18 protein-coding genes are annotated in these 26,420 nt (G+C 72.7%); 15 read left to right on the forward strand and 3 right to left on the reverse strand.

Annotated elements, in window-relative coordinates; translation table 11 throughout:
* Positions 1-248: 248 nt before the first annotated feature.
* Positions 249-1,253, forward strand: coding sequence for a hypothetical protein (locus ACLQ2X_RS10965; RefSeq protein WP_425680870.1), 1,005 nt, complete (start codon positions 249-251; stop codon positions 1,251-1,253).
* Positions 1,254-1,310: 57 nt separating this feature from the next.
* Here the strand turns inward: ACLQ2X_RS10965 and ACLQ2X_RS10970 are convergent, their stop codons facing one another.
* A complete protein-coding gene (locus tag ACLQ2X_RS10970; protein ID WP_425680871.1) occupies positions 1,311-2,702 on the reverse strand; it encodes a PQQ-binding-like beta-propeller repeat protein in 1,392 nt (463 codons plus the stop codon).
* Positions 2,703-2,721: 19 nt separating this feature from the next.
* The gene (locus tag ACLQ2X_RS10975; protein WP_425680872.1) at positions 2,722-4,218 is read right to left on the reverse strand and encodes a hypothetical protein; all 1,497 of its coding nucleotides are present in this window, start codon (positions 4,216-4,218) and stop codon (positions 2,722-2,724) included.
* A 254-nt stretch (positions 4,219-4,472) separates the two neighbouring features.
* Here ACLQ2X_RS10975 and ACLQ2X_RS10980 point away from each other — a divergent pair, with 254 nt between their 5' ends.
* The 12 genes from ACLQ2X_RS10980 to ACLQ2X_RS11035 all read left to right on the forward strand — a co-directional run bounded on the left by ACLQ2X_RS10980 (position 4,473) and on the right by ACLQ2X_RS11035 (position 23,301).
* A complete protein-coding gene (locus tag ACLQ2X_RS10980; protein WP_425680873.1) occupies positions 4,473-5,243 on the forward strand; it encodes an SGNH/GDSL hydrolase family protein in 771 nt (256 codons plus the stop codon).
* A 3-nt stretch (positions 5,244-5,246) separates the two neighbouring features.
* A complete protein-coding gene (locus tag ACLQ2X_RS10985) occupies positions 5,247-5,693 on the forward strand; it encodes a hypothetical protein (protein WP_425680874.1) in 447 nt (148 codons plus the stop codon).
* A gap of 156 nt (positions 5,694-5,849) precedes the next feature.
* Complete coding sequence (locus ACLQ2X_RS10990; protein ID WP_425680875.1) at positions 5,850-8,780, forward strand: hypothetical protein; 2,931 nt, start codon at positions 5,850-5,852, stop codon at positions 8,778-8,780.
* 89 nt (positions 8,781-8,869) lie between these two features.
* Positions 8,870-9,772, forward strand: coding sequence for a sulfurtransferase (locus ACLQ2X_RS10995; protein WP_425680876.1), 903 nt, complete (start codon positions 8,870-8,872; stop codon positions 9,770-9,772).
* A gap of 302 nt (positions 9,773-10,074) precedes the next feature.
* The gene (locus ACLQ2X_RS11000) at positions 10,075-11,868 is read left to right on the forward strand and encodes an HSP90 family protein (RefSeq protein ID WP_425680877.1); all 1,794 of its coding nucleotides are present in this window, start codon (positions 10,075-10,077) and stop codon (positions 11,866-11,868) included.
* On the forward strand, positions 11,861-14,704 hold the full coding sequence (locus ACLQ2X_RS11005) for a hypothetical protein (RefSeq protein ID WP_425680878.1): 2,844 nt from the start codon (positions 11,861-11,863) through the stop codon (positions 14,702-14,704). Before ACLQ2X_RS11000 ends, ACLQ2X_RS11005 begins: the two co-directional genes overlap by 8 nt.
* Before the next feature lie 71 nt (positions 14,705-14,775).
* Positions 14,776-15,390 carry a TetR/AcrR family transcriptional regulator gene (locus tag ACLQ2X_RS11010; RefSeq protein ID WP_425680879.1) on the forward strand — a complete coding sequence of 205 codons (615 nt, stop codon included), beginning with the start codon at positions 14,776-14,778 and terminating at the stop codon, positions 15,388-15,390.
* A 77-nt stretch (positions 15,391-15,467) separates the two neighbouring features.
* Positions 15,468-16,805 carry an acetyl-CoA carboxylase biotin carboxylase subunit gene (locus ACLQ2X_RS11015; RefSeq protein ID WP_425680880.1) on the forward strand — a complete coding sequence of 446 codons (1,338 nt, stop codon included), beginning with the start codon at positions 15,468-15,470 and terminating at the stop codon, positions 16,803-16,805.
* A gap of 50 nt (positions 16,806-16,855) precedes the next feature.
* The gene (locus tag ACLQ2X_RS11020) at positions 16,856-17,767 is read left to right on the forward strand and encodes a hydroxymethylglutaryl-CoA lyase (protein ID WP_425681081.1); all 912 of its coding nucleotides are present in this window, start codon (positions 16,856-16,858) and stop codon (positions 17,765-17,767) included.
* 138 nt (positions 17,768-17,905) lie between these two features.
* Complete coding sequence (locus ACLQ2X_RS11025) at positions 17,906-19,438, forward strand: acyl-CoA carboxylase subunit beta (protein WP_425680881.1); 1,533 nt, start codon at positions 17,906-17,908, stop codon at positions 19,436-19,438.
* 63 nt (positions 19,439-19,501) lie between these two features.
* Positions 19,502-20,650, forward strand: coding sequence for an acyl-CoA dehydrogenase family protein (locus tag ACLQ2X_RS11030; protein WP_425680882.1), 1,149 nt, complete (start codon positions 19,502-19,504; stop codon positions 20,648-20,650).
* Between the two features lie 101 nt (positions 20,651-20,751).
* Positions 20,752-23,301 (forward strand): ATP-binding protein, encoded by a 2,550-nt coding sequence (locus ACLQ2X_RS11035; RefSeq protein ID WP_425680883.1) that lies wholly within the window; start codon positions 20,752-20,754, stop codon positions 23,299-23,301.
* Positions 23,302-23,512: 211 nt separating this feature from the next.
* Here the strand turns inward: ACLQ2X_RS11035 and ACLQ2X_RS11040 are convergent, their stop codons facing one another.
* Entirely contained in the window at positions 23,513-24,004 is a 492-nt protein-coding gene (locus ACLQ2X_RS11040; RefSeq protein ID WP_425680884.1) for a MarR family winged helix-turn-helix transcriptional regulator, read from the reverse strand.
* Positions 24,005-24,103: 99 nt separating this feature from the next.
* Between ACLQ2X_RS11040 and ACLQ2X_RS11045 the strand changes: the two genes are divergently transcribed.
* Positions 24,104-24,685, forward strand: a complete 582-nt coding sequence (locus tag ACLQ2X_RS11045; protein ID WP_425680885.1) for a YceI family protein — start codon at positions 24,104-24,106, stop codon at positions 24,683-24,685.
* A 248-nt stretch (positions 24,686-24,933) separates the two neighbouring features.
* Positions 24,934-26,412, forward strand: a complete 1,479-nt coding sequence (locus ACLQ2X_RS11050; protein ID WP_425680886.1) for a glutamate--cysteine ligase — start codon at positions 24,934-24,936, stop codon at positions 26,410-26,412.
* Positions 26,413-26,420 lie beyond the last annotated feature (8 nt).

The raw sequence follows: 26,420 nt of genomic DNA on the forward strand, positions 1-26,420 counted from the left end.
GTCCAGTACCGCCGTCGGCGGACCGCGGTGGCCCCCGCGGCGGCCGTGGTGGTCGGCGGGGGGATCCCCGGGGGCGCGAACGCCGGCGGGCCCCGCCGGGGCGGGCCGCGGCCGGCCCCCCGCCCCTCGTCGTTCCAGGGCCGTCGAGGCGGTCGAAATTTTTCGATCAGGCGGCAACCACGCAGATCGAAACCGACGTCTGGGAGTGCATCAGAGACGCGCGCCCCCCAACCCCTGAGGATCGAATCGTGAACGTCATCGTCAACACCGCCCGCGGAGTTCGTACCGTCGCCGCCCTCGCCGCCGCCGCGTTCGTCGCCGTGGGCGTGAGCGCCTGCGGCGACGGCGGGTCCACCCCGTCTGCGTCCACCGCCCCGTCGTCCACCGCCCCGTCGTCCGCCGCACCGGGCCCGTCGGACTCCTCCTCCGCCGCCCTGCCCGGCACCCGGTACTACCTGGCGTTCGGCGAGCGGGCCGCGGAGGTGCACGTGGTCAAGGGCGGCACCGACCGGGTGAGCGACAGCGTCCCCTACGGCGGCGGCGACTGCGTCCGGAACACCATCACCATCTCCCCGTACGGCGAGCGGCTGGCCTGGGTGGAGGGAGCGGCCGGGGCGGAGGCCGGCGCGCTGGTGACCACCCTGATCGACGGCAGCGGCCGGGCCACGATCGCCAAGGAGGTGCCCTACTCTGGCAAGACGCCCTGCGACGGTGACGACCCGCTCGTGTGGAGCACCGACGACCGGCTACTGGTGCAGCAGGACGGCCACATGGCGATGATCGACCTGACCACCCGCAGGCCCGCGGACGGCGACGCCGGCAACGAGACCCTGAAGTGGTGGACGCCGGACGGCCGGAACTGGGCGGCGGTCTCCGAGGGCCGACCGTACTCGACGCGCAGTGAGGGGCCGAGGTTCTACCGCTACACGCCGCCGAAGGCCGAGGCGGCGCGGTACGCCGGCTGGCGGGTCCGCAGCGTCTCGCCGGACGGCCGGTACGTGGCGGTCGGCTGGATCAACAAGGACGAGTCCCGCAACGACGGCAGCTTCGCGGTGGTGGACACCAGCACCAGCAGGACCGTCGAAATGCCCGGCGACGGCGAGGTCCGCAGCATCCTGTTCAGCAAGGACGGGACGGTGCTGGTCCGGCGCGACAGCGGTATCAGCGTGCTGGACAAGCGTTTCCGGGCGGTCGGGGCCGTGACCGAGCCGGTCGGCCTCAGCGGCGGGGTGCTGCTGGCGTACGTGCCCTGACCATGGGCCGCAAGACGAGGGGCGGGTCACCGAGGGGTGGCCCGCCCCTTCCGTCGTTCAGCGCAGCACGGTGATCGCCGCGTCCGCAGCGACGTGTTTCCACGGCACCAGCACCACTGTCCCGTCCCGTTCCAGGACCTTCGCGTTGGTGCCCTCGCCACCGGCCGGGCGTGGGCCCTCGGCCACCACGCTCACCGTGCCGGTCGCCGGGTCGATGCGGATCAGCCGCGGGTCGAGGTTCCGATGGTCGCCGACCTCCCAGGCGAGCAGTCCCTGCTCGTCGACGCGGATCAGCTCCACCTGGCAGTCGGTGTGCCCGCTGGAAACCCAGCGTCGCTTGCCGGTGGCCAGGTCGATCGCCACCACCTGGTTGGTTTCGCGCATCTTGCCGGGCGCGTTCGTCGCCTCGGTGGGCAGATAGAGCGTGTCGGCGTCGGCCAGGTACCGCCGTACCGCCGCCCCCTCGATCGAGTTCGAGCTGTTGATCGGCAGGTCGCTGAACCGCGTACCGTCGACGGGGTTGCCGAACGTGGCCCGCGTCCGGCCGGTGGCGTCGCGGGCGACGAACGTGTCGGCGACCAGGCCGGGCAGGCTGACCAGCGGGTCGACGCTGAGTACGCCGGCGCTCTGCTGCGCGGCGGGCAGCTGTCGCTTCCAGCGGGCCTTGCCGGTGGCCGGGTCCAGGCCGAGCAGCGCCCCGCGGTCGCCGTCGCATCGCGCGGTGACCACGGCCTGGTCGCCGGCCGCCTGCGTGTCGGCGAGCCGGCAGTCCCGGCCGGGCAGCAGCCGGTCCGTGTCGGTCTGCCACAGCCGCTTGCCGTCGGCGAGCGAGTAGCCGAAGACGTTCTGGTCGGCGCGGACGATGACCTGACGGTCGGTCAGCGACAGGTCCGGGGCGGCGATCGTGGACCGTCCATCCCGGTGCTCCACCGGGAACGTCGCCTGCCACGTCCGGGTGCCGGCGGCCGTGTCGAAGCCGACGAGGGTGTTGCAGGAGCCGGTGCCCAGGGCCATCACACCCCGCCCCTCGACAAGCGTCTGGGTGGCTGCGCACAGCGAGCCGCCCTGCGGCGCGGGCACACCCCACGCCTGGCCGCCGTCGCCGAGCCGGTAGGCGATGATCCCGTCCAGGTGGGCGCGGACCACCGTGTCACCGGCCAGCCAGGCGCCGAAGATGTCCTGCTCGTCGTAGGTCTTCAGGCCGTTGCGCTGCCGCTCGGGGAAGTCGAGCACCCAGGCGGTGCGCAGCGCCTTGTCGTCGCTGCCGCCGCCGACCATCCGGTACACGCCGTAGGCGGTGCCGGTGGCCACGGCCAGCACGGCCACCACCCCACCGGCGACGAGCGCCGCCACGCGTCCGCGCTTCTTCGGCGCCGCCGGCGGCGGTGGGGCCGGCGGCGACCAGCCCGGCGGTGGGTACGCGGGGTGCTGCGGGTACTGGTAGGTCATCCGTGGTCTCCGATCCCACTCAACGTGCCTGGGCGCGGACGTAGGCGGCCCAGCCGGCCTCGAAGTCGCCGAGCGACACGCCCAGCACGTCCCGGGCGGCGCGGTCGGCCGGGGTGCCGCCGTAGACGGCCTCGACGAAGCGGAACAGCTTCGCCTCACCGTGCTTGTCGGCGAGGTGGTTCATCGCGGCGTGGCCGAGCCAGTAGTGGAAGCCGAGCCGTTCCGGGTTCTTCCACTCGCCGTTGCTCGGCAGCCTGCCGGTCCACCCGTCGCGGACCAGCCACTTGGCCGGCCCGGTGCGCGCGCTGGCGCTCAATGGGCGGCCGTGGAACGCGACGTACTCGGCGAAGCCCTCGGTCACCCACTCGTCGATCCGGTCGAGCCCGTTCACGTCGGACAGCTTCATCCGGTGCGCCATGAGCGAGTGCGCCACCTCGTGCCGGAACACCATGCCGGCGTCGTTGTCGCCGCCGGAGCGGGTGAAGAAGCCGTCCTCGGTGTCCACCACCACCCGGGTGGCGCCGATGGTGAACTCCCCGTCCTTTCGTTCGGCCGCCACCATCGGCAGGGAGAAACCCGCCTCGGTGGCCTTCTCGGTGCCGATCCGGAAGAGCGTGGTCATCTCCTCCTTGCCCTTGGCGAGCGTGAAGACGAAACCGTCGGGCACCGCGCCGGTCAGCCCACCGGCCCGCCACACCTCCAGGTTCCGGGCGACCGCGGCCTCGGCGATCGGGGCGTACCGCTTCGCCGACGCGGCCCGGGTCGCGTCGGCGATGACCAGCGCGTGCGGGGTCCGCTCGACGTGGATCTCCCGCCACCGGTCCCACGGGCCGGGGTAGTGGACCGTCTTCGAGCTGCCGTTGGCCGCGGCCGGCGCGCCGGTGACCGCGGTGACCCGGACCGGCGCGTCCCTGGACGCGCGGACGACCGTCCAGCGGTACCACTGGCTGACCGGGGCCAGGTCGAAGCCGTCGAGCTGGTGCACGAACGAGACGTCGAGCTGGAACGTGACGCCCTGGCCGAACGCGTCGCTGGCGCGGCCCTGCTTCTCGATCGTCTCGTAGCGGGCCACCGACAGGGGCAGCTTGGCCAGGTTGCGGAACAGTCGGGTCTGCCCGGCGACCAGGTCCTTGCGGGCCGGGTCGAAGGCGGCCAGGTAGCCGTCCAGGTCCTTCGCGGCGAGCGCCTTGCTGTGCCGGTCGAGCAGGGTGGTCAGCTCGGCGTTGGTGACCGTGACGCCGTTGGCGCCGGCCGCCGCCTTCGGTGCCGGCGCGTCCTCGTCGCCGCGCAGCCCCAGACCGACGCCGACCGCGGCGCCGGCGCAGACCGCCAGCGCGAGCGCACCGGCCGCGAGCCCGATCCAGAGCCCACGGCGGGACTTCGGCTTCGGCGGGGGCCCCGGCGGGTACGCCGGCCACGCCCCCGGGACGGGCGGCGGTGGACCGGGCGGGCCGGCGGCCTGAGCCGGTGCGTGACCGGGTCCCGGCAAGCCTGCCGGGGGGTGCCCCTGCGTCATGTGGTTCCTCGCTCGCGCCGTACACGGGACCGGTCGGACGGACCGCCCGAACGGATGACGGCAGACATCATGCCTGGTCCGGGCGTCGTATTCTGCCCCGCGCGGACGAGTCGGACGTTTTGTCCGCCCGGACCGGTCGCCGGGAACGGGACATCGAGACATCCGCCACGTCTGTCCCGGGAGGCCAGCGGGACAGGCCCGCACGGTGACAGACTGTGCGACGCACTTCTGCCGGGACGTCTGAGGGGGGCGCCGTGCGCTGGCGCAGCTACGTGGCGGTGGGCGACAGCTTCACCGAGGGCATGGACGACGCATACCCGGACGGCAGCTACCGGGGTTGGGCCGACCTGGTCGCCACCCGGCTCGCCGCCGAGACCGGCCCCGACTTCCGCTACGCCAACCTTGCCATCCGGGGTCGGCTGTTCCCGAACGTCGTGGCCGAGCAGGTGCCGTCGGCCCTGGCCATGAAGCCCGACCTGATCAGCTTCGCGGCCGGTGGCAACGACGTGCTGCGGCGCAGCTTCGACCCGGAGGTGTTCGTCCCCCGCTACGACTCGGTGGTCGCACGGCTCCGTTCCGGCGGCAGCGACGTCGTGCTGTTTCGGTTCGCCGACGTGATGGCCCGCCTGCCCGGCCAGCGGCTGGTGGCCCCCCGGGTGGCGATGCTCAACCGCGCGGTCGGCGAGGTCGCCGAACGGCACGGCGCGATCCTGGTCGACCTGTACTCCGACGACACCTACCTCAACCCGATGCTCTGGAGCACCGACCGGCTGCACCTGTCCGCCGCCGGGCACCGGCGGGTCGCCGCGCAGGTGCTCACCGCACTCGGCGTCGGCTGCGACGAGGAGTGGTTGTTGGTGCCGCCGCACCCCGCGCCCAGTCCGTGGCTGGCGGCCCGCGCCGCCGACCTGCGCTGGGCCGGCAAGCACCTCGCGCCGTGGCTCAGGCGCCGGCTCACCGGCCGGTCCTCCGGCGACTTCATCACCGCGAAGCGGCCGGTGCTCGGGCCGGTCGAGCCCGACTGAACGGTGCGTACCGCCCACGCCGCCGACCTGCTGCGGCTCACCCCTGACGACCCGCCGCGCGCCGGGCTGGCCGTGGTGGTCCGCGACGACCGGGTCGAGGCGATCCTGCCGGTGGCCGAGCTGACCGACGCGTACCCGGGGGTGCGGGTGCGGCGGTGGGCCGGCACGCTCGGGCCGGCGCTCGTGCACGACGGCCCGCTGCCCCCGGCGCCCACGCCCCGCGAACGGGTGCACGCCCTGTTCCGCCTCGGTGTCGCCGCGGTACGCGACGCGCACGTCACCGACCCGGCGCTGCGGGCCGCCGCCGCCCGCAACGACGTGGCGGTGCTGGTCGCCGCCCGCCCGCCCACGCTGGAGGCCGGCGGGCGGGCCGACCTCGCCGTGTTCGACCCCGACGGGTCCTGCCGGGCGACCGTGGTCGCCGGCCGTCTGGTCCACCGCCGCGCCTGATCGCCGGACGGCTCGACTTCTCTCGACCCTCGGTCCGGTGTGGAGTGTCCGCGTCGAATGGGCATCGCCCGATGTCCGCCCGGTTGGTTAGCATCCGCTGCCCCCGTTATCGAGTACGGGGTGACATTGGGGAAAGGTGGATGAGGGATGCCCCTCATGCCGGTCAGAAATCCGCTCCGTACCGGTGGGCGAGCCGTGCTCGCCGGTGCCCTGTCGATGGTGGTGGCCGCGGGTGCGGTCGTAGCCGCCGCGGCACCGGCCGCCGCGTACGACATCCGTTACGAGACCAACAGGTCCTGGGCGTGGACCGACTCCCGCACGCCGGACACGATCGTCATCGACCGGGCCGGTGACGTGCCGGTCGGCACCTGGAAGGACGCGGCGGGCCGGCCGCACACGTCGCGGGCGTACTTCACGTTCGACATCTCCCGCTACCGGGGAGCAGACATCCAGTCGGCCAAGCTCGACGTGAAGGAGACGGCCGGCGCGGACTGCACCAAGCGTCCGAAGATCGAGCTGTGGCGCACCGCGCCCTACACCGCCAGGTCGAGCTGGCGTAACCCGCCGGCCGACCTCGCGCTTGTCGACAGCCGGCAACTCACCGACCAGACCGTCTGCCCGGCGCCCCGGGTGGAGTTCGACGCGATCGGAGGGCTGCGCCAGGCGCTTGCCGAGGGCCGGTCGACGCTGACCCTCTCACTGCGGCTGCCCGCCGACGCCGAGCGGGATCCGGCACTGGCCCGGAAGTACGCCACCAAGGTCGGCATCTCGATCGACTACAACTTCCGTCCCGGCGTGCCGACCGACCTCCAGAGCGAGGCCGGTACGGCGTGCACCACCGCCGAGCCGTACCAGGTGATCCGCAACCCCACGCTTTCCGGAGTGGTGCACGACCGGGACCGCAACGACGGCGGCGGCACGGACCACCTCGACGTCACCTTCGCGGTCTGGCCGGTCGACCAGCCGGAGGCGCGGATCGAGCAGGCGAACCTCGCGCGTGACGGCGAGCGTGCCGTCGGCCGCTTCGACCACATCTATCCGTCGCCGTTCGAGCACGACCGGACGTACGCCTGGCAGATGCGGGCCAAGGACAGCCGGGCCACCGGCGACTGGAGCGTGACCTGCTACTTCCGCCTCGACGTCCGTGGTCCGGCCACGGCGCCCGGCGTGACGTCCACCGACTTCCCCGACGACGACCAGTGGCATCCGGGCCTGCCCGGCGAGTTCACCTTCACCGCCAACGGCTCAGCCGACGTGGTGCGGTACGGCTACTCGTGGGACTCCGGCCCGCAGCAGACGGTCGACGCGGACCGGCCGGGCGGCGGTGCCACAGTCACGCTCACCCCGGACCGTGGCGTGAACACCCTGCGGGTGTGGAGCATGGACGCGCTCGGCAACCGCTCGGCGAGCACCGATTACACGTTCCTCGCCGAGGACGTGTCGCCGATCATCGAGGGACGGTTGACCGAGATCGGGGTGCCGGCCACGTTCCAGCTGCGGCCGCAGTTGGACGGGGTGGTGCGCTACCGGTACAGGTTGGACGGCGACCCGGAGCGGACGGTCGAGGCCGCCGCCGACGGCTCCGCCGGGATCACCGTCACCGCGACCCGGGGCGGCCTCCGCACCCTCACCGTCACCAGCGTCACGGCCGACGGTGTGGAGACCACCGGCAGTCGGGAGTTCAACCTGCCGACCGAGCCGAAAATCTCGGCCACGGTCTACGAGGAGTACGGCACCGACGGCGGGCAGGGCATCCCGGGCGTCTTCACCTTCGCCCCACGCCTGCCCGACACCGTCAGCTACCGCTACCGGTTCAACGGCGAGTCGGGCACGGTGGCCGCGAAGGCCGACGGCACCGCATCGGTGACCTGGACGCCGACCGAGGCGGGCGCGGTCAACCTGGACGTGTGGAGCGTGAGCCGGGACGGCACCGAGTCGCAGCCGGCGACCTGGTTCTTCCGGGTGCGGGACCTGCGCCCCGCCGTCTCCGCCGACCCGTACCGGGCCGACCTGCCCACGGGTGGTCCGGGCCAGGCGGGCGAGTTCCGGTTCACCTCGCAAATCCCCGAGACGGTGGCCTTCCTCTACCGGTTCGACGACGGTGCCGAGCAGCGTGTCGAGACCGGCCCTCGGGCGACGGTGAGCTGGACGCCCACCGAGGGCGGGAGCCACACGCTCACGGTCCGCGGGGTCACCGCGGACGGCACCCGCTCGCTCGAACGGGTCTGGACGTTCCTGGTCAACGACGCGCCGCTGGTCGCCTCGACGGAATATCCGCAGGACCAGAGCGGTGGCCTGCCCGGCGTCGCCGGCACCTTCACCTTCACGCCGCAGCGGTCGAACGTGGTCCGCTACCACTACTCGTTCCAGGGCGAGGAGACGAAGACGGTCGACGCCTCGGCCGACGGCACCGCCACCGTCACCTGGACCCCGACCGGCGCCGGCTGGCACTACGTGACGGTGACCGCGGAAACCGGTGACGGCACGCGTACCGGGCAGCGGGACTACCAGTTCACCGTCCGCGACCCGCAGCCGCGGGTCATCTCGTACCTGTACAGCGAGTGGAGTTCCAGCGGCGGCATCGGCGTGCCCGGCGGTTTCCGCTTCGACTCCGACCTGCCGGACACGTCCGCGTTCGTCTACCGGCTCAACGGCGGGCCGGAGCAGACCGTCGAGGTCAACGACGGCACCGCGGCCGAGCTGACCATCACCCCGGACCGGGCCTTCCGCAACACGGTCACCGTCCGGGCCCGCTCGGCGTCCGGCGAGTTGTCCCCGGAGACGAGCTTCGCGTTCCTGGTCAGCAGCGCGCCGGGCGTCAGCTCGACGACCTACCCGCCCGGTGGCTCGGGTGGTGGGCCGGGCACGCCGGGCGTCTTCACGTTCACCCCCGGGATGCCGGACATCGACAGGTATGTCTACGAGTTCAACGGCGCGGAGGTCACCGTGCCGGCGGGTGCGGACGGCGCCGCCTCGGTCACCCTCACGCCGTCCGAGGCGGGTTGGTACACGCTCTCCGTGTACGCGATCGACAAGGCCGGCAACCAGTCGGACGTCGCCTACCACTGGTTCGTCGTCGAGGACTGAGAGGTTGAGCGCACCGGCCCCACCACCTTCGCCTGGTGGTGGGGCCGGTGTCACATCCGGAGCCGGTGATCCGGCGTACCTTGGGGATCATGCCTGTGCCGAACGATCCGCATCCCCAGCTCCAGTCGTACGCCGACCCGCAGCGCCTGGTCACCACCGGGTGGCTGGCCGAGCATCTGGGCGACGAAGGGCTCGTGGTGGTCGAGTCCGACGAGGACGTGCTCCTCTACGACACCGGCCACATCCCCGGCGCCGTCAAGGTCGACTGGCACACCGAACTGAACGACCAGGTCACCCGCGACTACCTGGACGCCGAATCCTTCGCCGAGATGTGCGCGGCCAAGGGCATCGGGCGCGACGACACCGTCGTCTTCTACGGCGACAACTTCAACTGGTGGGCCGCGTACGCCCTCTGGGTCTTCACGCTCTTCGGTCACCCGGACGTGCGGCTGCTCGACGGCGGCCGGCAGAAGTGGGCCGCCGAGGGGCGGGAGCTGACCCGGGACAAGGTGTCTCGCCCCCGCGCCGACTATCCGGTGCCGGAGCGCGACGACGCGCCGATCCGCGCCTACCGGGAACAGGTCATGGACCACGTGGCGGCCGGCCGGCCGCTTGTGGACGTGCGGTCGCCGGGCGAGTACACCGGCGAGATGCTGCACATGCCGGACTATCCGCAGGAGGGCGCGCTGCGCGGCGGGCACATCCCGGGCGCGGTGAGCAAGCCGTGGAAGTCCGCCGCGAACGACGACGGCACGTTCAAGTCCGCCGACGAGCTCCGCGCCATCTACGCCGACCAGCTTGGGCTGGACCCGTCCGACGACGTGGTGGCGTACTGCCGGATCGGTGAGCGGTCCAGCCACACCTGGTTCGTGCTGCACCACCTGCTCGGGTTCCCGCAGGTGCGCAACTACGACGGCTCGTGGACCGAGTGGGGCAACCTGGTCCGGGCCCCCGTCGTGAAGGGTGACCAGCCCGGCGGCCTGACCCGCTGAGCCTCCCCGGCCGGCCCCCACACGCGGGGCCGGCCGGTCCGGTCCCGCGTCGCGGGTGGGGCGAGCGTGACCGCGACAAGTTCTCGGACGATGCCGTCGCCACCTCGCGGCGATCTTGCAGTTGCCGCCCCCGACTGGTCCTTTTCAGGGCTTTTGCCGGGGTGCTCAGTGCAAGATCGGCGAGGCGCGGGCGCTGCGGCCCGCACCCGGTCGAGGGCCGAGCCCGGCAGACGGGAAGGGGGACGGACACTGTCGGCGGCGGCCGGTACGGTGAGCGCCGAAAACGCGAACCGGGAGCGCGATTGGACCGTACCTTCCAGGTGGACCTCCGTGGCGTGGTCGACCTGCTCAGTCATCACCTCTACGGCAGCCCGCGGGTCTATGTGCGCGAGCTGCTCCAGAACGCCGTCGACGCGATCACCGCGCGCCGGGCCGCCGAGCCGGACGCGCCGGCCCGGGTGCGGATCGAGCCGCCGGAGCTGACCGGCGACGGGACGCTGCGGGTGCACGACACCGGCATCGGCCTCACCGAGGCGCAGGTGCACGAGCTGCTCGCCACCATCGGCCGCAGCTCCAAGCGCGACGAGCTGGGTTTCTCCCGGCACGAGTTCCTCGGCCAGTTCGGCATCGGCCTGCTCTCCTGCTTCCTGGTGGCCGACGAGATCCGGGTGGTCACCCGGCACGCCGACGAACCGACGGTGCTCTGGACGGGCTGGTCCGACGGGCGGTATTCGGTGCGGGCCGCCGAGCCGGAGCAGGCCCGCGACGAACCCGGCACCACGGTGACGCTCGTGCCCCGGCGCGACGCCGACAAGTGGCTCGGCGTGCCCACGGTCACCGAGCTGGCCCGCCTCTACGGCAGCCTGTTGCCTGTCGACGTGCGGGTCGGCGACACGCTCACCACCACCGGCCCGCCGCCGTGGCCGACCACGCCGGGCGACCCGGTCGACCGGGCGGCCCTCCAGCGGTACGCGCAGGAACTGCTCGGCTTCGCCCCGTTCGACGTGCTGCCGCTGTCGGTGCCCGAGGCCGGCCTCACCGGCGCGGCGTTCATCCTGCCCGCCGCGGTCAACCCGGCGGCCCGCGCCGGGCACCGGGTCCACCTCAAGCGGATGCTGCTCAGTGAGCACGCCGAAGGGCTGCTGCCCGAGTGGGCGTTCTTCGCCCACTGCGTGGTCGACGCGACCGAGTTGCGGCCCACCGCGAGCCGCGAGGCGCTCTACGAGGACACGCTGCTGACCGCCGTCCGGGAGTCGCTCGGCGACCAGATCCGCGCCTGGCTGGTCCGGCTGGCCACGCACGACCCGCGCCGGCTCGGCGAGTTCCTCCAGGTGCACCACCTCGGGGTCAAGGCACTGGCGGTGCACGACGACGAGATGCTGCGCCTGGTCGAGCAGTGGTGGCCGATGGACACCAACGTGGGCACGCTCACGCTGGCCGAGTTCCGCCGCCGCCACAGCGTCATCCGTTACGCCGCCAGCCTGGACGAGTTCCGTCAGCTCGCGGCCGTGGCCGCCGCGCAGGACCTGCCGGTGGTCAACGGCGGCTACACGTACGACACCGAGCTGATCGAGCGACTGCCCACGGTGGACCGGTCGGTGCTCATCGAACGGCTGGAGCCGAGCGACCTCACCACCCGGTTCGAGCTGCTCGATCCGGCGACCGAACTAGCCCTGCGACCGTTCCGCACCGCGGCGCAGCGGGCCCTGGAACGGCTGGGCTGCGAGGTGGTCCTGCGGGCGTACGACCCGGTCTCGCTGCCGGCGCTCTACCTGGTCTCCCGCTCGGCGGCGTTCCACGACCAGCTCGCCGCGAGCCGGGACCGGGCCGACGAGCTGTGGGGCGGGGTGCTCGACGCGTTGGCCGCCTCCGCGCCGCCGGACCGCCCGCAACTGGTGCTCAACCACCGCAACCCGCTGGTCCGCCGGGTCACCACGCTCACCGACCCGGAGCTGGTCGGGCTGGCCGTGGAGGCGCTCTACGGGCAGGCCCTGCTGCTCGGGCACCACCCGATCCGGGCGGCCGACGCCGCCCTGCTGAACAGTTCCTTCCTCGGCCTGCTCGGCCGGGCCGTACCGGGAGTGGACCGTGACTGACGACGACCTCTGGCGGATGCACCGCGAGATCAACGGGATGCCGTACGGCCCGGGGCAGATCGCGGCGTTGGAGCAGTTGCTGCGCCGGGCCGACGCGGGCGACGACCGGCACCTGGCGTTCGCCGCCCGGATCACCGGCACCACCGCGTACGTCTACGGCGGCGAGCCGGCGAAGTCCTTCGTCACGTTCTCCTGGTGCCTGTCGGAGTACGACCGGGACCCGCAGCCCTACCACCAGAACTACACGCACCAGTTGTTCTGGTTCTTCAAGTACATGGTCACCGCCATGGTGAGGTTCCCGGAGCTGCCGCTCGACCGCACGTACGGGGTGCTCGACGACATGGAGCGTCGCTACCGGGCGGCCGGGCACTCGCTCCAGGCGGTCCACAAGCACCGCTACCTGGTGGCCGAGCACGTGGGCGACGAGGACGCGGCGGCCCGGTGGTACCACCAGTGGATGACCACGCCCCGCGACGAGTTGTCCGACTGCGCCGGTTGCGATCCGACCACCCAGGTCACCCACCTGGCCGGTCTGGGTCGGCACGAGGAGGCCGTGGCGCTGGCGGAGCCGGTGCTCGCGGGCCGGTTGAGCTGCACCGAGCAGCCGCAGGCGATTCTCACGGCGCTGCTCACGCCCTACCGGGAGACCGGGCGGGCGGACGCCGCCCGGGACGCGCACCGGGAGGCCTACCGGCGGCTGCGCGGGCACCTCGCCAACCTGTGGGACATCGCCGCCCACGTGGAGTTCTGCACCGCGACCGGCAACGGGACCCGGGCGTTGGAGCTGGTCGAGCGGCACCTGGACTGGCTGGACCGGGCGCCCACCCCGGCCGCCGCAATGCACTTCGCGGCTGCTGCGTCGGCTGCGCTGCGGCAGGTGCCGGCCGAGGTGACCGTGCACCGTCGCGCCGCCGGGGACCGGCCGGCCGCCGACGTGCCGGCCGGGGAGCTCGCCGACGATCTGGCCGGCACCGCCACCGAGCTGGGCGGGCGGTTCGACGCGCGCAACGGCACCAGCCGCCAGTCCGAGCTGGTCGCCCGGATGCTCGCCGCCGGGCCGGTCGGTGAGCACCTGCCGCTGTCCGCGAGCGTGCGCCGGCCGGTGGTGCCGGCACCGCGCAGCGGCCCGGACGGCGCAACGGCTGCCGCCGTGCCGGTGACCGTGCCGGCGCAGGCGAGCGCCGACGAGTTGCTGGCGCTGGCCGAGGAGTGCTGGCGTACCCACCGGCGGGACGGGCTGCTCGCGGCGTTGCGCGCGTACGACGAGCGGTACGGCGAGGCCGAGCTGCCGGCGGCCATCCGGGCGTGGCGGCTGGAGTTGCGGGCCGGTGAGTTGTCCGAGGACGACGACGGCGTGCCGGTGGCGATCGAGTTCAACCGGGCCGCGTTGGCCGCGTGGCGGGAGGTGCCGGACCCGCTGCGGGCGCAGGTGGTCGCGGGACGGCTCGGGGTGCTGCTCAGCATGGCCGAGGAGAGCGCGGACGAAGGACTGGCCCTGGCTCGGGAGGCGGCCGGCTATCTGGCCGAGCACGGCGAGTCGCGCGACCGGGCCGCCGCGTGGGACCGGCTCGCGTTGGCCCACGTGCACCGGCAGCGGTGGGCGGAGGCGTTGGAGGCGCTCGACCGGGCCGGCGGGGACGCGGACGCCGATCCGTGGCTGGCGGCCCGGATGGCGCTGCACCGCACGCACGTGCTGGAGCAGTTGGAGCGGGCCGAGGAGTTCCGGGAGTCGGCGGGGCAGGCCCGTCGGCTGGCCCGCGAGGTGGGTGACGGCGAGTTGCTGACCGGCGCGTGCCTGGCCTTCGTCCGGGCCACTGACGACCCGGCCGAGGCGGTGGCGGCCTGCGACGAGGCGCTGTCGTCGGCTCCGGCGGCCGCCTGGTTGCCGCTGCGACTGACCCGGGGGCGGGCGCTGCTCGCGGCCGACCGGGCCGGGGAGGCGGTGGATGATCTCGCCGAGGCGGTCACCCTCTGCGTCGAGCAGGGGTTGCCGGGTGACGCGTTGCTGCGCTGGGAGTTGGCCGAGGCGTACCGGGCCGCCGGGCGGCTGGCGGAGGCGGCCGAGGTGGCCGAGGAGGCGGTGCTCGGGCTGGACCGGGCCGGCGCGCAGGGCGAGGCCGACGGGTGCCGGCATCTGCTGGCCGGGATCTACGCGGGGCTCGGCGAGATCGATCTGGCGCTCGCGGCGCTCGACCAGTTGGCGGTCAACCTGGACGGGCCGGACAACCTCCCGCAGCGGGCGCAGGTGCTGGAGGAGTCCGGTGGTCTGCTCTACGACGCTGACCGGGACGCCCTGGCCGCGCAGAAGTTCGCGGCGGCGGCGTCCGCCTGGCGGTTGGCCGGGCATCCGGTCGACGAGCTGCGGACCCGCCGGCGGGAGATGCTCGCGCTGCACTGGTCCGGTGACCTGCCGGCGGCGGTGGCGGCGATCGACCGGGTGGACGAGGCGGCCGCCGCGTTCGCCGGTGGGTCCGACGAAGCGCCTGTCGTGACGTACGAGCGGGCGATGGCCGCGGACGCGGTGGCCCGGGTGCTGATCGGTGAGGATCGGCTGACCGCCGCGCTGGACCGGGTGGACGGCGTGCCGGAGCGCCTCCGGTCGATCGAGGCGTTCGGCGAGGCGGCGCAGGTCGAGGTCCTGACCGGTGAACTCCTGCTGCGGGACGGCCGGCCGGAGCAGGCCGAGGGGTTGCTGCGGACGGTGCTCGGCGGGTTGCCCGCCGCTTCCCGCCCGGCCGCGCAGGCCGCCTGGCTGCTGGCTCGCGCGCTGGACGACCAGGGGCGCTCGGCCGAGGCGGCCAAGGTTCGCGCCGAGCACGGCATCGAGGAGGACTGAGAGGGTGGTGTGAGGTGGCCGACCGGCGTCGGCGGCTGCCCCGCCGGGAACGCGAGGTCTAGGCTGACCCGGTGGCGGTGGAACAGCAGGCGCGGAGGGCGGCGGGCGCGGCCCGTCGCAGGTCCCGGCGGGACGAGATCCTGGAGATCGCGGTCGGCCTTTTCGCCGCCCGCGGCTATCACGGTGTGTCGATGGATGACATCGGCGCGGCCGCCGGGGTCACCGGCCCGGCGCTCTACCACCACTTCGCAGGCAAGGAGGCGATGCTGGTCGCGGCGCTCATTCCGGTGAGTGAGGGGCTGCTCGCGGGTGGGCGGGAGCGGGCCGCCGGCCACCCGGGCGACCCGCGTGCCGCGCTGGAGTCGCTCGTCGACTTCCACGTCGACTTCGCGCTGGCGAACCCGGCGGTGATCGCCCTGCACCTGCACGAGCTGGACCGCCTCCCGGAGGAGCCGCGCCGCCGGATCCGCCAGCTCCAGCGGATGTACGTCGAGGAGTGGGTGGCCGTGCTGACCGTGTTGCACCCGGACCTGTCCGACGGTGCGGCCCGGGTGCTCGCCCACGCGGCGTTCGGGTTGATGAACTCCACCCCGTTCCTCGGCGGTGAGGTGGACCGTCGTCGCCGGGCGGCGCTGCTGCGCGGCGCGGCCCTGGCGGCCCTGCTCGCGCCCACCGACCCGACCTGACACGCCGGGCGCACCTTAACGCGTGTTAAGAAGGGGCCCCGGCTACACGTCGAGAAGGGGTCACGTCCGTGCCGAAAATGATCGAATCGTTGTTGGTCGCGAATCGGGGGGAGATCGCACGCCGGATCATCCGTACCGGGAGGCGACTCGGGATCCGGACGATCGCGGTGCACTCGGAGGCAGACGCCGCGCTGCCGTTCGTGGCGGAGGCCGATGAGGCGGTCTGTGTCGGCCCGGCGAACCCGGCGCAGAGCTACCGCAACGTCGAGGCGATCCTGGACGCCGCCCGGAGCACCGGGGCTCAGGCCATCCACCCCGGCTACGGCTTTCTGTCCGAGAACGCCGAGTTCGCGCGTACCGTCGAGCGGGCCGGCCTGGTCTGGGTCGGGCCGGGAGCGGACGCGATCACCGCGATGGGCGACAAGATCAATGCCCGGAACCTGATGGCGGCGGCGGGGGTGCCGGTCGCGGCCGGCACCAGCGAGCCGGCGGCCGACCTGGAGGCGGCGGTGACAGCCGCGGCGGAGATCGGCTACCCGGTGATGGTCAAGGCCGCCGCGGGCGGCGGCGGCATGGGCATGGGTGTGGCCGCCGACGAGACGGCCCTGCGCACCGAGTACGACAAGGTCCGCGCGTTCGCCGAGCGGATGTTCGGCGACCGCTCGGTGCTGATCGAGCGGTACTTCCCCCGGGTGCGGCATGTCGAGGTGCAGATCCTCGGCCTGGCCGACGGCCGGGTGGTGGCCCTCGGTGAGCGGGAGTGCTCGGTGCAGCGGCGCAACCAGAAGCTGGTCGAGGAGTCGCCGTCCCCGGCGGTCACGCCCGAGCTGCGCGAGCGGTTCCTGGCCGCCGCGGTGCGCGCGGGTGAGGCGGTGGGCTACCGCAACGCGGGCACCGTCGAGTGTCTGCTCGATCCCGCGACGCAGGAGTTCTTCTTCCTGGAGATGAACACGCGGTTGCAGGTCGAGCATCCGGTCACCGAGTACGTCTACGGCGTCGACCTGGTCGAGGAGCAGCTCCGGGTGGCCTCGGGTCTGGCGCCGACGTTCGACCCGGACGCGCTCACCCCGCGCGGTCACGCCATCGAACTGCGTGTCAACGCGGAGGACCCGAAGCGGTTCCTGCCCGGCCCGGGTGCGATCACCACCTGGCGGGAGCCGTCCGGCCCGGGGGTACGGGTGGACGCCGGCTACGTCGCCGGCAACCTGGTCACGCCGTTCTACGACAGCCTGATGGCGAAGCTGATCGTCAGCGGGGCGACCCGCGAGGAGGCGGTGGAGCGGGCGCGTGCCGCCGTCGCCGGCTTCGAGATCGTCGGGCCGAAGTGCAACCTGCCGTTCTTCGCCGAGCTGTTGGAGAACCCGGAGTTCCTCTCCGGCGACTACGACACCGGCATCGTCTCCCGGATGCGCTGACGCCGACCGGTGCCATGCTGGACTGAAGTGAGGTGACCCTGATGGCGGAACTGCCGGATTTCGTGAGCATCCGTGAGGTCGGACCGCGGGACGGACTCCAGAACGAGGAGCCCATCCCCACCGACGCGAAGGTGCGGCTGATCGACGCGTTGTCCCGGACGGGGGTGCGGCGCATCGAAGCCGTCTCCTTCGTCCACCCGAAGGCGATTCCGCAGATGGCCGACGCCGACGAGGTGTGGCAGCGGGCGGAGAAGGCCGACGGGGTGCGCTACTCGGCGTTGGTGCCGAACAGTCGGGGCGCGCGGCGGGCGCTGGCCGCCGGTTTCACCGAGATCGAGGTGGTGGTGTCGGCGAGCGACACGCACAACCGGCGCAACGTCAACCGGTCCACGGACGAGTCGCTCGACGACATCGCCGAGCTGATCGACCTGCTGCACACCGGGGGCGCCACCGCCGAGGTGATCGTGGCGACCAGTTTCGGCTGCCCGTACGAGGGCGACATCGACCCGCTGCGGGTGGCGGCGATCGTGGACCGGGTCGCCCGCGACGGCGCGGACCGCGTCGCCTTCGGCGACACCACCGGCATGGGTACGCCCCGTCGCGTCCGCGAGCTGCTGACCGCGGTGCGCGACCGTAACGCCCACCTGCCGGTGCTGCTGCACTTCCACAACACCCGGGGTACCGCACTGGCGAACATGCTGACCGCGATGGAGTTGGGGGTCACCGAGTTCGACGCGAGCGTCGGTGGTCTCGGCGGCTGTCCGTACGCCCCGGGCGCCAGCGGCAACCTGGCCACCGAGGAGGCGGTGCACATGCTGTACGACATGGGCATCGATACCGGCATCGACCTGGACGCCCTGGTCGGGGCGGCGGAGCTGGCCGAGAGCCTGGTGGGTAAGAAGCTCCCGTCGGGGGTCCTGCGCGCCGGCCCCCGTACCCGCCTGACCCCCCTGCCCGCCTGACCCCTTCCGCCCTCGCCCTCTCCCGCCCGGGTGAGGGCGGGCGGGGCGGTACGGGGTCGCCGGGGCGGGGGGAGTGCGGTAGCCTAACGATCGTTCAGGTCGGTGGCGCCCGTGCGGGCGGTGGCAGCGGGAGTCGGCGTGACGCTCGACGGTGAGGCACTGGAGCAACTGCGCAAGCGGGCCCGTGCCGGAGGCGCGGACAAGTACCACGCGGCCAACGCCGCCAAGGGGAAGCTGTTCGCCCGCGAGCGCGTGGCGTACCTGGTCGACGAGGGCTCGTTCGTCGAGGACGGGCTCTACGCCAACGCGATGGCCGACGGGCTGCCCGCCGACGGGGTGGTCACCGGCACCGCGACCATCGACGGCCGGCAGGTCTGCCTGATGGCCAACGACTCCACGGTGAAGGCCGGAAGCTGGGGCGCGCGCACCGTCGAGAAGATCATCCGGACCATCGAGCGGGCGTACGCGACGGGTGTGCCGATGGTCTACCTGGTCGACTCGGCCGGGGCCCGGATCACCGACCAGGTCGACCTGTTCCCGGGCCGGCGCGGCGCCGGCAAGATCTTCTGGAACCAGGTCCGCGCCTCGGGTGCGATCCCGCAGGTCTGCGCCCTGTTCGGGCCGAGCGCGGCGGGCGGGGCCTACATCCCGGCGTTCTGCGACGTGGTGGCCATGGTGGACGGCAACGCCAGCATGTACCTCGGGTCGGACCGCATGGTCGAGATGGTCACCGGCGAGAAGACCACACTGGAGGCGATGGGCGGTGCGAAGGTGCACTGCGCCGAGTCCGGGGTGGGTCACTTCCTCTGCAAGACCGAGAACGACGCGCTCGACGTGGTGCGGACCTATCTGTCCTACCTGCCGTCGAACTGGAAGCAGGAGCCGCCGGCCGCCGAGGCCGTGGACGCCCCGGCGAAGGTCGACCTGGCCGCGCTGGTCCCGGCCAGTGAGCGGCAGGCCTTCGACATGCGCCGGTACGTCAAGGGCCTGCTCGACGAGGGCAGCTTCTTCGAGATCCAGGCCCTGTGGGCCAAGGAGCTGACCATCGGCTTCGGCCGGCTGAACGGCGAGGTCGTCGGCGTAGTCGGCAACAACTCGATGTTCAAGGGCGGCGTGCTCTTCGTCGACTCGGCCGACAAGGCGACCCGGTTCGTGCAGCTCTGCGACGCGTTCAACGTGCCGCTGCTGTTCCTGAGCGACGTACCCGGCTTCATGGTCGGCAGCGCGGTGGAGAAGCAGGGCATCATCCGGCACGGCGCGAAGATGATCACGGCGATCTCGGAGGCGACCGTACCCAAGATCTGCGTGGTGGTCCGCAAGGCGTACGGCGCGGGTCTCTACGCGATGGCCGGGCCCGGTTTCGAGCCGGACGCCACCATCGCGCTGCCCACCGCGAAGATCGCGGTGATGGGCGCGGAGGCCGCCGTCAACGCGGTCTACGCCAACAAGATCGCCGCGATCGGGGACGAGGCCGAGCGGGCCGCGTTCGTGGCCGCGAAGCGCGAGGAGTACGAGCGGGACATCGACGTGGTCCGGCTCGCCAGTGAGCTGGTGGTGGACGCGATCGTCGAGCCGCACGAGCTGCGCACCGAGCTGGTGCGGCGGTTCACGGCCGCCCGCGGCAAGGAACGGCACTTCTCCCGGCGCCGGCACGGCGTCACCCCGGTCTGATTCCGGGCCCGGCGCCACGAGCGCCCGGCCCGTCCGTACCGTCGTCCCACCAGGAGGAACGAAATGGACTTCCGGCTCAGCGACGAGCAGGAGGCGCTGCGCGCCAGCGTGCGGGAGTTCGCCCGCGAGGTGGTCGCGCCCACCATCGGTGAGCACTACGAGCAGCACACCTTCCCGTACGAGATCGTCCGCCAGATGGGCAAGATGGGTCTGTTCGGGCTGCCCTTCGCCGAGGAACACGGCGGGATGGGCGGCGACTACTTCGCGCTCTGCCTGGCGTTGGAGGAGCTGGCCCGGGTCGACTCCAGCGTGGCGATCACGCTGGAGGCCGCGGTGTCGCTCGGCGCGATGCCGATCTACCGGTTCGGCACCGACGAGCAGAAGGCGCGGTGGCTGCCGAGGCTGCTCAGCGGTGAGGCACTCGCCGGGTTCGGGCTGACCGAGCCGGGCACCGGCTCGGACGCGGGCGGCACCCGGACGCGGGCGGTCCTGGACGGCGACGAGTGGGTGATCAACGGTTCGAAGGCGTTCATCACCAACTCGGGCACGGACATCACCGCGATGGTCACGGTCACCGCGGTCACCGGCACGCGGCCGGACGGCGGCAAGGAACTGTCCACCATCATCGTGCCGTCGGGCACGCCCGGCTTCACCGTCGCGCCCGCTTACTCGAAGGTCGGCTGGACCGCCTCGGACACCCACGAGTTGACCTTCGACGACTGCCGGGTGCCGGCGGCGAACCTGCTGGGCGAGCGCGGGCGGGGCTTCGCCCAGTTCCTGCGCATCCTGGACGAGGGCCGGATCGCCATCGCGGCGCTGGCCGTCGGGCTGGCGCAGGGTTGCGTGGACGAGTCGATCAAGTACGCCAGGGAGCGCCAGGCGTTCGGCCAGCCGATCGGCAACTACCAGGCGATCCAGTTCAAGATCGCGGACATGGAGATGAAGGCGCACACCGCGCGGCTGGCCTACTACGACGCGGCCGCGCGGATGCTCGCCGGTGAGCCGTTCAAGCGCCAGGCGGCGATCGCCAAGCTGCACGCCAGCACCGTCGCGGTGGACAACGCCCGCGAGGCCACGCAGATCCACGGCGGCTACGGCTTCATGAACGAATATCCGGTCGCGCGTTTCTGGCGCGACTCCAAGATCCTGGAAATCGGCGAGGGCACCAGCGAGGTGCAGCGCATGATCATCGCGCGCGATCTCGGCATGTGACGACCGCCGGTCCCGGCGGTCTGTCGGTTATCGGCAATGGACGGTCGGGTGGTTGACGATGGGCTGTGGAGCGTCGGAGGGGATCCGTACTCTTCGTGCCCATGACTCCCGATCATGACCGTTCGCGGAGCCCGGACGGTCGGACGGTGCTGTCCGACCTGTTACGCGGCCACCGGCTCGCCGCCGGCCTGACCCAGGCCGAGTTGGCGGGTCGGGCCGGCGTGGGCGTGCGGACCGTTCGCGATCTGGAACGCGGTCGGGCCACCCGGCCGCAACGCACCACAGTCGACCTGCTCGCCGACGCGCTCGAACTGACCGACGACGACCGGCGGGAGTTCGCGGCCACCGCCCGGCACGTGCCGGCCCGGCCGGCATCCGTCGTTCCGGCCACCGACGATCCGCCGGTCGCGCTGCCGCAGCCCGTGCCGCTGCTGGGCCGCGAGCGGGACGTCGCCGAGGTGTCCGCCCTGCTCGACGCGCATCCGGTGGTCAGCCTGGTCGGGTTGGCCGGTGTCGGCAAGACCGCGCTGGCGCTCAGCGTCGGGCACGCGGTGGCGGGCCGGCACCCCGGCGGGGTGGCCGGGGTGCTGGTCGGCGAGGGTTCCGACGCCGCCGAGGTGCTCGCCGCGTCCATCTCGGTGTTCGGTGTGACCCGGCCGGCCGATCTGGCCTGCCGCATCGCCGACCGACCGGCGTTGCTGCTCGTCGACGCCGTCGACCGGGCGCCGGAACCGGTGGCCGGTGCGTTGCGGGCCCTCGCCGCCGCGGCACCGACCCTGCGGGTGCTGGCGACCGGCCGACGGCCGCTCGGGGTTCCCGGCGAGCTGGTGCGGCCGGTGGCGCCACTGGACGTGCCGCCGGCCGGCGCCCGCCCGGCGGACCGGACCGACCTGGACCGGTGGCCGGCGGCGGCTCTCTTCGCCGTCCGCTTCGCCCAGGCACGCCACGCCCCGCCGACCCCGGCCGAGCTGCCGGCGCTCGCCGCGCTGGTCCGCCGGCTCGGCGGGCTGCCGCTGGCCATCGAGCTGATGGCGGCCCGGGGGCGGATCCTCGATGTCACCGAACTGCTCGACCGCTACGGCGACCGGGTGCTCGACCTGGCCGGTGTGCACGCCGGCTGGCAGCCCACCGGGTCGCCGGCCGCCACGGTGACGCTGCGCGAGGCGGTGGCGACCAGCTACCACCTGCTCACCCCCACCGAGCGGGCCGGGCTGCGTCGACTCTCCGCGTTCCGTAACCGCTGGTCGGTCGAGCTGGCCGAGGAACTGCTCGCCGACGACGACCAGATCGAGGACGCGGTGCCGCTGCTGGACCGGCTGCGTGAACTCGGGCTGCTCAGCGTCGGGGGCACCGGTTCGTTCCGCTTCCGGCTGCTGGATGCGGTCCGGGACTTCGCCGCCGAGCAGGCCGAGGTCGAGGGCGAGACGGCCCGGATCCGGCTCCGGCACGCGTCGGTGATCGCCCGGCTGGCCCGTCGTACCGCGCCGGGGCTGGTGGGCGCGGAACTGCCCGACGCGGTGCGGCTGCTCGACGAGGTGACGAGCGACATCACCGTCGCCCTGGCGTACGCCGCCGAGCACGCGCCCCAGACCGCGCTGCTGCTGGCCGCCGGGTTGCCGCGGTGGTGGCGGTTGCGGGGGCGGGACGTGCCAGGCCGCCGTTGGCTGCGCCGGCTGCTGGCCGACCCACGTACCGCCGACGCGCCTGCGGCCCGGCGGGCCTGGGCGATGCTCGGCTCTGCCCGGCTGGCCGTCGAGCACGGCGCCGGTGCGGAGGAGTTGCCGGCGGCTCGGGCCGCGCTTGCCACGTTCGTCGAGGTCGGGGACGTGACCGGGGAGTTGTCCGCCCGGTCCGTACTCTGCGTGCTCCTGGGCCGGATCGGGCGGCACGACGAGGCCCGCGCGCAGGGCGAGGTCGCGCTGGCGGCGGCCACCCGGCACGGCCGGGTACGCGAGACGGCCGTTGCGCAGGCCCACCTCACCTGGCATGACGTACGCGAGGCGCGGCTGGTTGGTGCCCGGCGGCGGCTGGCGGTGGTGGACCGCCTGGCCGCGCAGTGCGGTGACCAGCGCCTTCGACTGTTGGCCCGCGCGGACCTGGTCGAGCTGACCCGGCTGTCGGGCCGGTACCCCGAGGCGGTCGAGCAGGGGCGGCGGGTGGCGGTGGCGTTGGCGGAGCTGGGGGATCCGGGCCGGCGGAGGCGGGCGGTCGGCACGGTGGCGTTGGCGTTGGCGCTGCAGGGGCGGGACGACGAGGCGCTGGCGACCGCCGCCGAGTTGTGGCCGTCGGCGGTGGTGCCGGGGCAGCGCCGACTGCCGAGCGTGGAAGGGCTGGATCCACCCGGTGCGGGCCGGGACGCCGGGTCGGAGGACGCGCTGCGCGGGTTGATCGAGGGGCACGTGGCGCTGAGCCGTGGTGATCGAGAGTTGGCGGCGGAGTGGTTCGCCGCGGCGGCCGACGCCGCGGTCGGCGGGGCGGATCGGCGGGATCAGGTCGAGGCGCTGGTGGGTCTGGCGGTCAGCACCGGAGATCCGGCCGTGCTGGATCGGTTGGCGGCGGCGCGGGCGGCCACCGGCGTCCACCTGCTGCCGCAGGAGGAGGAGTTGGTGGCCGGCGTGGCGATACTCGGCGAGCCGGAAAGCCAGGGCTGAGCGGTGGGGGCGCGGGGGTGGCGCGAGCGAAGTAGCCCCCTGGTGCTGCCCCTCGCTCCACGCTCGCGCCGGCACCCCCCGGTGCCCCCCGCTGTGCGAAGACTAGCGAGACCCGAGGACCATTTCGCTGCCCTTTGTCAGCAATCAGGCTGGCCGGCTCCCGATTCTGCCGGTCGTTCTGCCGGTAACCGACGGGTAGCAAGCAAGTCCGTCAGGCGGCATCCTCCGCCCGCTCGACGCTGCCGGCGGTGGCGCCGGGATGGACCGCGTCCCGCACCCGGCGAAGCCCGTCGAGGAGCCCGGCCAACTGGGCCGGGTCGAGCTGGCTGGTGAACCACTGCTCGATGATGCGCAGGTGGCCGGGGAGGATCTGATCCAACCGGCTCAGGCCTTCGGCGGTCACCACCGCGAACGAACTGCGCCGGTCCGAGGGGCAGGCCCGTCGCCGGATGAGGCCGTCGCGCTCCATCCGGTCGACCACGCGCGTGACACCGCTGGTGGAGAGCGAGGTCTGCGCGGCCAGGTCGGTCATCCGCAGTTGGTTGTTCGGTGACCGGGCGAGGCGGGTCAACACCTCGAACTCGACCGGTGAGAGGCCGTGCTGCTCGAACTGGGCGGCGAAGCGGGCGGAGAGCCCGGCGTGCGCCTCGACGAGCAGGCCCACCGCGGTGATCCGCGGGTCGTCGAACACATTCTGGTCCACGGCGCCATCCTCACGACACTTGACAGGGGGAATATTGTCGAAGATATAGTTGCTGTGTCAGTCGTTGGTTTACTAAATCATATTCTTCCGAGGAGCACCATGACCAGCAGCATCGAGGCGACTACCCGCGCGTGGGAGGGTCTCACCATTCCCACCCCCGGCACCTACCTCCTGGACGCCGCGCACAAACGCGTTGGCTTCGTCGGTCGGCACATGATGGTCAGCAAGGTACGCGGTGATTTCGCCGACGCCACCGCCACCATCACCATCACCGACGACCCGCTGCAGTCCTCGGTCACCGCCACCATCCAGGCTGCCAGCATCAACACCGCCCAGGCGGACCGGGACGGCCACCTGCGCAGCCTGGAGTTCCTCGACGTCGAGCAGTACCCGACCCTGGAGTTCCGCAGCACCGGTGTCAAGTCGCGCGAGGGCAACGAGTTCGTGCTCGTCGGCGAGCTGACCGTCAAGGGCGTGACCCGCTCCGTAGAACTGGCGGTCGAGTTCGAGGGCGTCGGCCGCAGCCCTTTCGGGGAGGACCTCTTCGGCTTCTCCGCGTCCACCGAGATCGACCGGGAGGACTTCGGCCTGACCTGGAACGTGGCGCTGGAGACCGGCGGCGTCCTGGTCGGCCGCAAGGTCAAGATCGAGATCGAGGGTGAGGCCATCCGCCAGAGCTGAGCCCCGGCCCGGCCCGTGGGCCCGCACCGTCGTCGACGGCGCGGGCCCCTCGCGTATCCGCCGCAGGTGCGAATCGTCACCACCTGTTCTCTCGATGCCGGTGCTGGCGAGGGCACCGGCTGGGTACAGGTGCAGATCTGCGGCCCAGGTGTGGGCGGCGGACCGGGCGCTCTTACGCCCACCACCTGAATGGTTCACAATGCGTTGCGGAACGGAACGGTTCCGTCGCGCCGGCGCCGGGAGGACACATGGGCAGAGACGTCGAGCAGGGCGCCTTCTCCCGCGAGGATCGGGTCCGCTACCGGCAGAAGGTCCGACGGTGTCTGGACGTCTTCGCGCTGATGCTGGATGACTTCGGCTTCGACGCCGACCGGCCGATGACCGGGCTGGAGATCGAGCTGAACCTCGTCGACGCGGAAGCCGAACCGGCCATGCGCAACGACCAGATCCTCGCCGACATCGCCGACCCGCTGTTCCAGACCGAACTGGGACAGTTCAACCTTGAGCTGAACGCCTCCCCCCGGTTGATCGAGGGCACCGGCTTCGCCGACTACGAGCAGGGCCTGCGCAGCAGCCTCAGCCGCGCCGACGAGCGGGCCGCCAAGTCCGACGCCACCATCATGATGGTCGGCATCCTGCCCACCCTCACCGAACGCCACCTGGTTGCCGACAACCTCTCCACGAACGAGCGCTACCGGGTGCTCAACGACCAGATCGTCGGGGCCCGCGGCGAGGACATCGAGCTGGACATCAACGGTGTCGAGCGGCTGCGCACGCACACCGACTCGATCGCCCCGGAGGCCGCCTGCACCAGCCTCCAGTTCCACCTCCAGGTCGCGCCGGACAGCTTCGCCGACTACTGGAACGCCTCCCAGGCGATTGCCGGCGTGCAGGTCGCCGTCGGCGCGAACTCGCCGTTCCTCTACGGCAAGCAGCTCTGGGCGGAAACCCGGATCGCGCTGTTCCAGCAGGCCACCGACACCCGCCCGGACGAACTGAAGGCCCAGGGCGTACGCCCGCGGGTGTGGTTCGGCGAACGCTGGATCACCTCGATCTTCGACCTGTTCGAGGAGAACGTGCGCTACTTCCCGCCGTTGCTGCCCATCTGCGAGGAGGAGGACCCGGTCGAGGTGCTGCACGCCGGCGGGGTGCCCGAGCTCGGTGAGCTGCGGCTGCACAACGGCACCGTCTACCGCTGGAACCGGCCGATCTACGACATCATGAACGGCCGTCCCCACCTGCGGGTGGAGAACCGGGTGCTGCCCGCCGGGCCCACCGTGGTCGACATGCTCGCCAACGCGGCGTTCTACTTCGGGCTGGCCCGGGGCCTCGCCGAGGCCGAGCGTCCGATCTGGAGCCGGTTGACGTTCAGCTCCGCCGAGGAGAACTTCCACGCCGCCGCCCGGCGGGGCATCGAAGCGGCCCTGCACTGGCCCCGGCTCGGCGACGTGCCGGTCACCACGCTCGTGCTGGACACGTTGCTGCCGGTGGCCGCGCAGGGGCTGGACAGGTTCGGGGTCGCCCCGGCCGAGCGGGACCGCCTCCTCGGCGTGATCGAGGGCCGCTGCCGCACCCGCCGCAACGGCGCGGTCTGGCAGACCGAAACCGTGTGGAAGGCCGAACGGCATCACGGCATGGACCGGACCGCCGCGCTGCACCACATGGTCAAGCAGTACGCCCACCTGCAGAGCAGCAACGAGCCGGTGCACACCTGGCCGGTCGACTGAGTCACCCG

It is taken from the genome of Micromonospora sp. DT31 (assembly GCF_049841795.1).
GTDB lineage: Bacteria > Actinomycetota > Actinomycetes > Mycobacteriales > Micromonosporaceae > Micromonospora.

Coding starts and splice junctions, on each gene's coding strand:
- ACLQ2X_RS10970 (WP_425680871.1), bottom strand. CDS start 2,702: ATGACCTACCAGTACCCGCAGCACCCCGCGTACCCACCGCCGGGCTGG.
- ACLQ2X_RS10975 (WP_425680872.1), bottom strand. CDS start 4,218: ATGACGCAGGGGCACCCCCCGGCAGGCTTGCCGGGACCCGGTCACGCA.
- ACLQ2X_RS10990 (WP_425680875.1), top strand. CDS start 5,850: ATGCCGGTCAGAAATCCGCTCCGTACCGGTGGGCGAGCCGTGCTCGCC.
- ACLQ2X_RS10995 (WP_425680876.1), top strand. CDS start 8,870: ATGCCTGTGCCGAACGATCCGCATCCCCAGCTCCAGTCGTACGCCGAC.
- ACLQ2X_RS11015 (WP_425680880.1), top strand. CDS start 15,468: ATGATCGAATCGTTGTTGGTCGCGAATCGGGGGGAGATCGCACGCCGG.
- ACLQ2X_RS11030 (WP_425680882.1), top strand. CDS start 19,502: ATGGACTTCCGGCTCAGCGACGAGCAGGAGGCGCTGCGCGCCAGCGTG.
- ACLQ2X_RS11035 (WP_425680883.1), top strand. CDS start 20,752: ATGACTCCCGATCATGACCGTTCGCGGAGCCCGGACGGTCGGACGGTG.
- ACLQ2X_RS11045 (WP_425680885.1), top strand. CDS start 24,104: ATGACCAGCAGCATCGAGGCGACTACCCGCGCGTGGGAGGGTCTCACC.
- ACLQ2X_RS11050 (WP_425680886.1), top strand. CDS start 24,934: ATGGGCAGAGACGTCGAGCAGGGCGCCTTCTCCCGCGAGGATCGGGTC.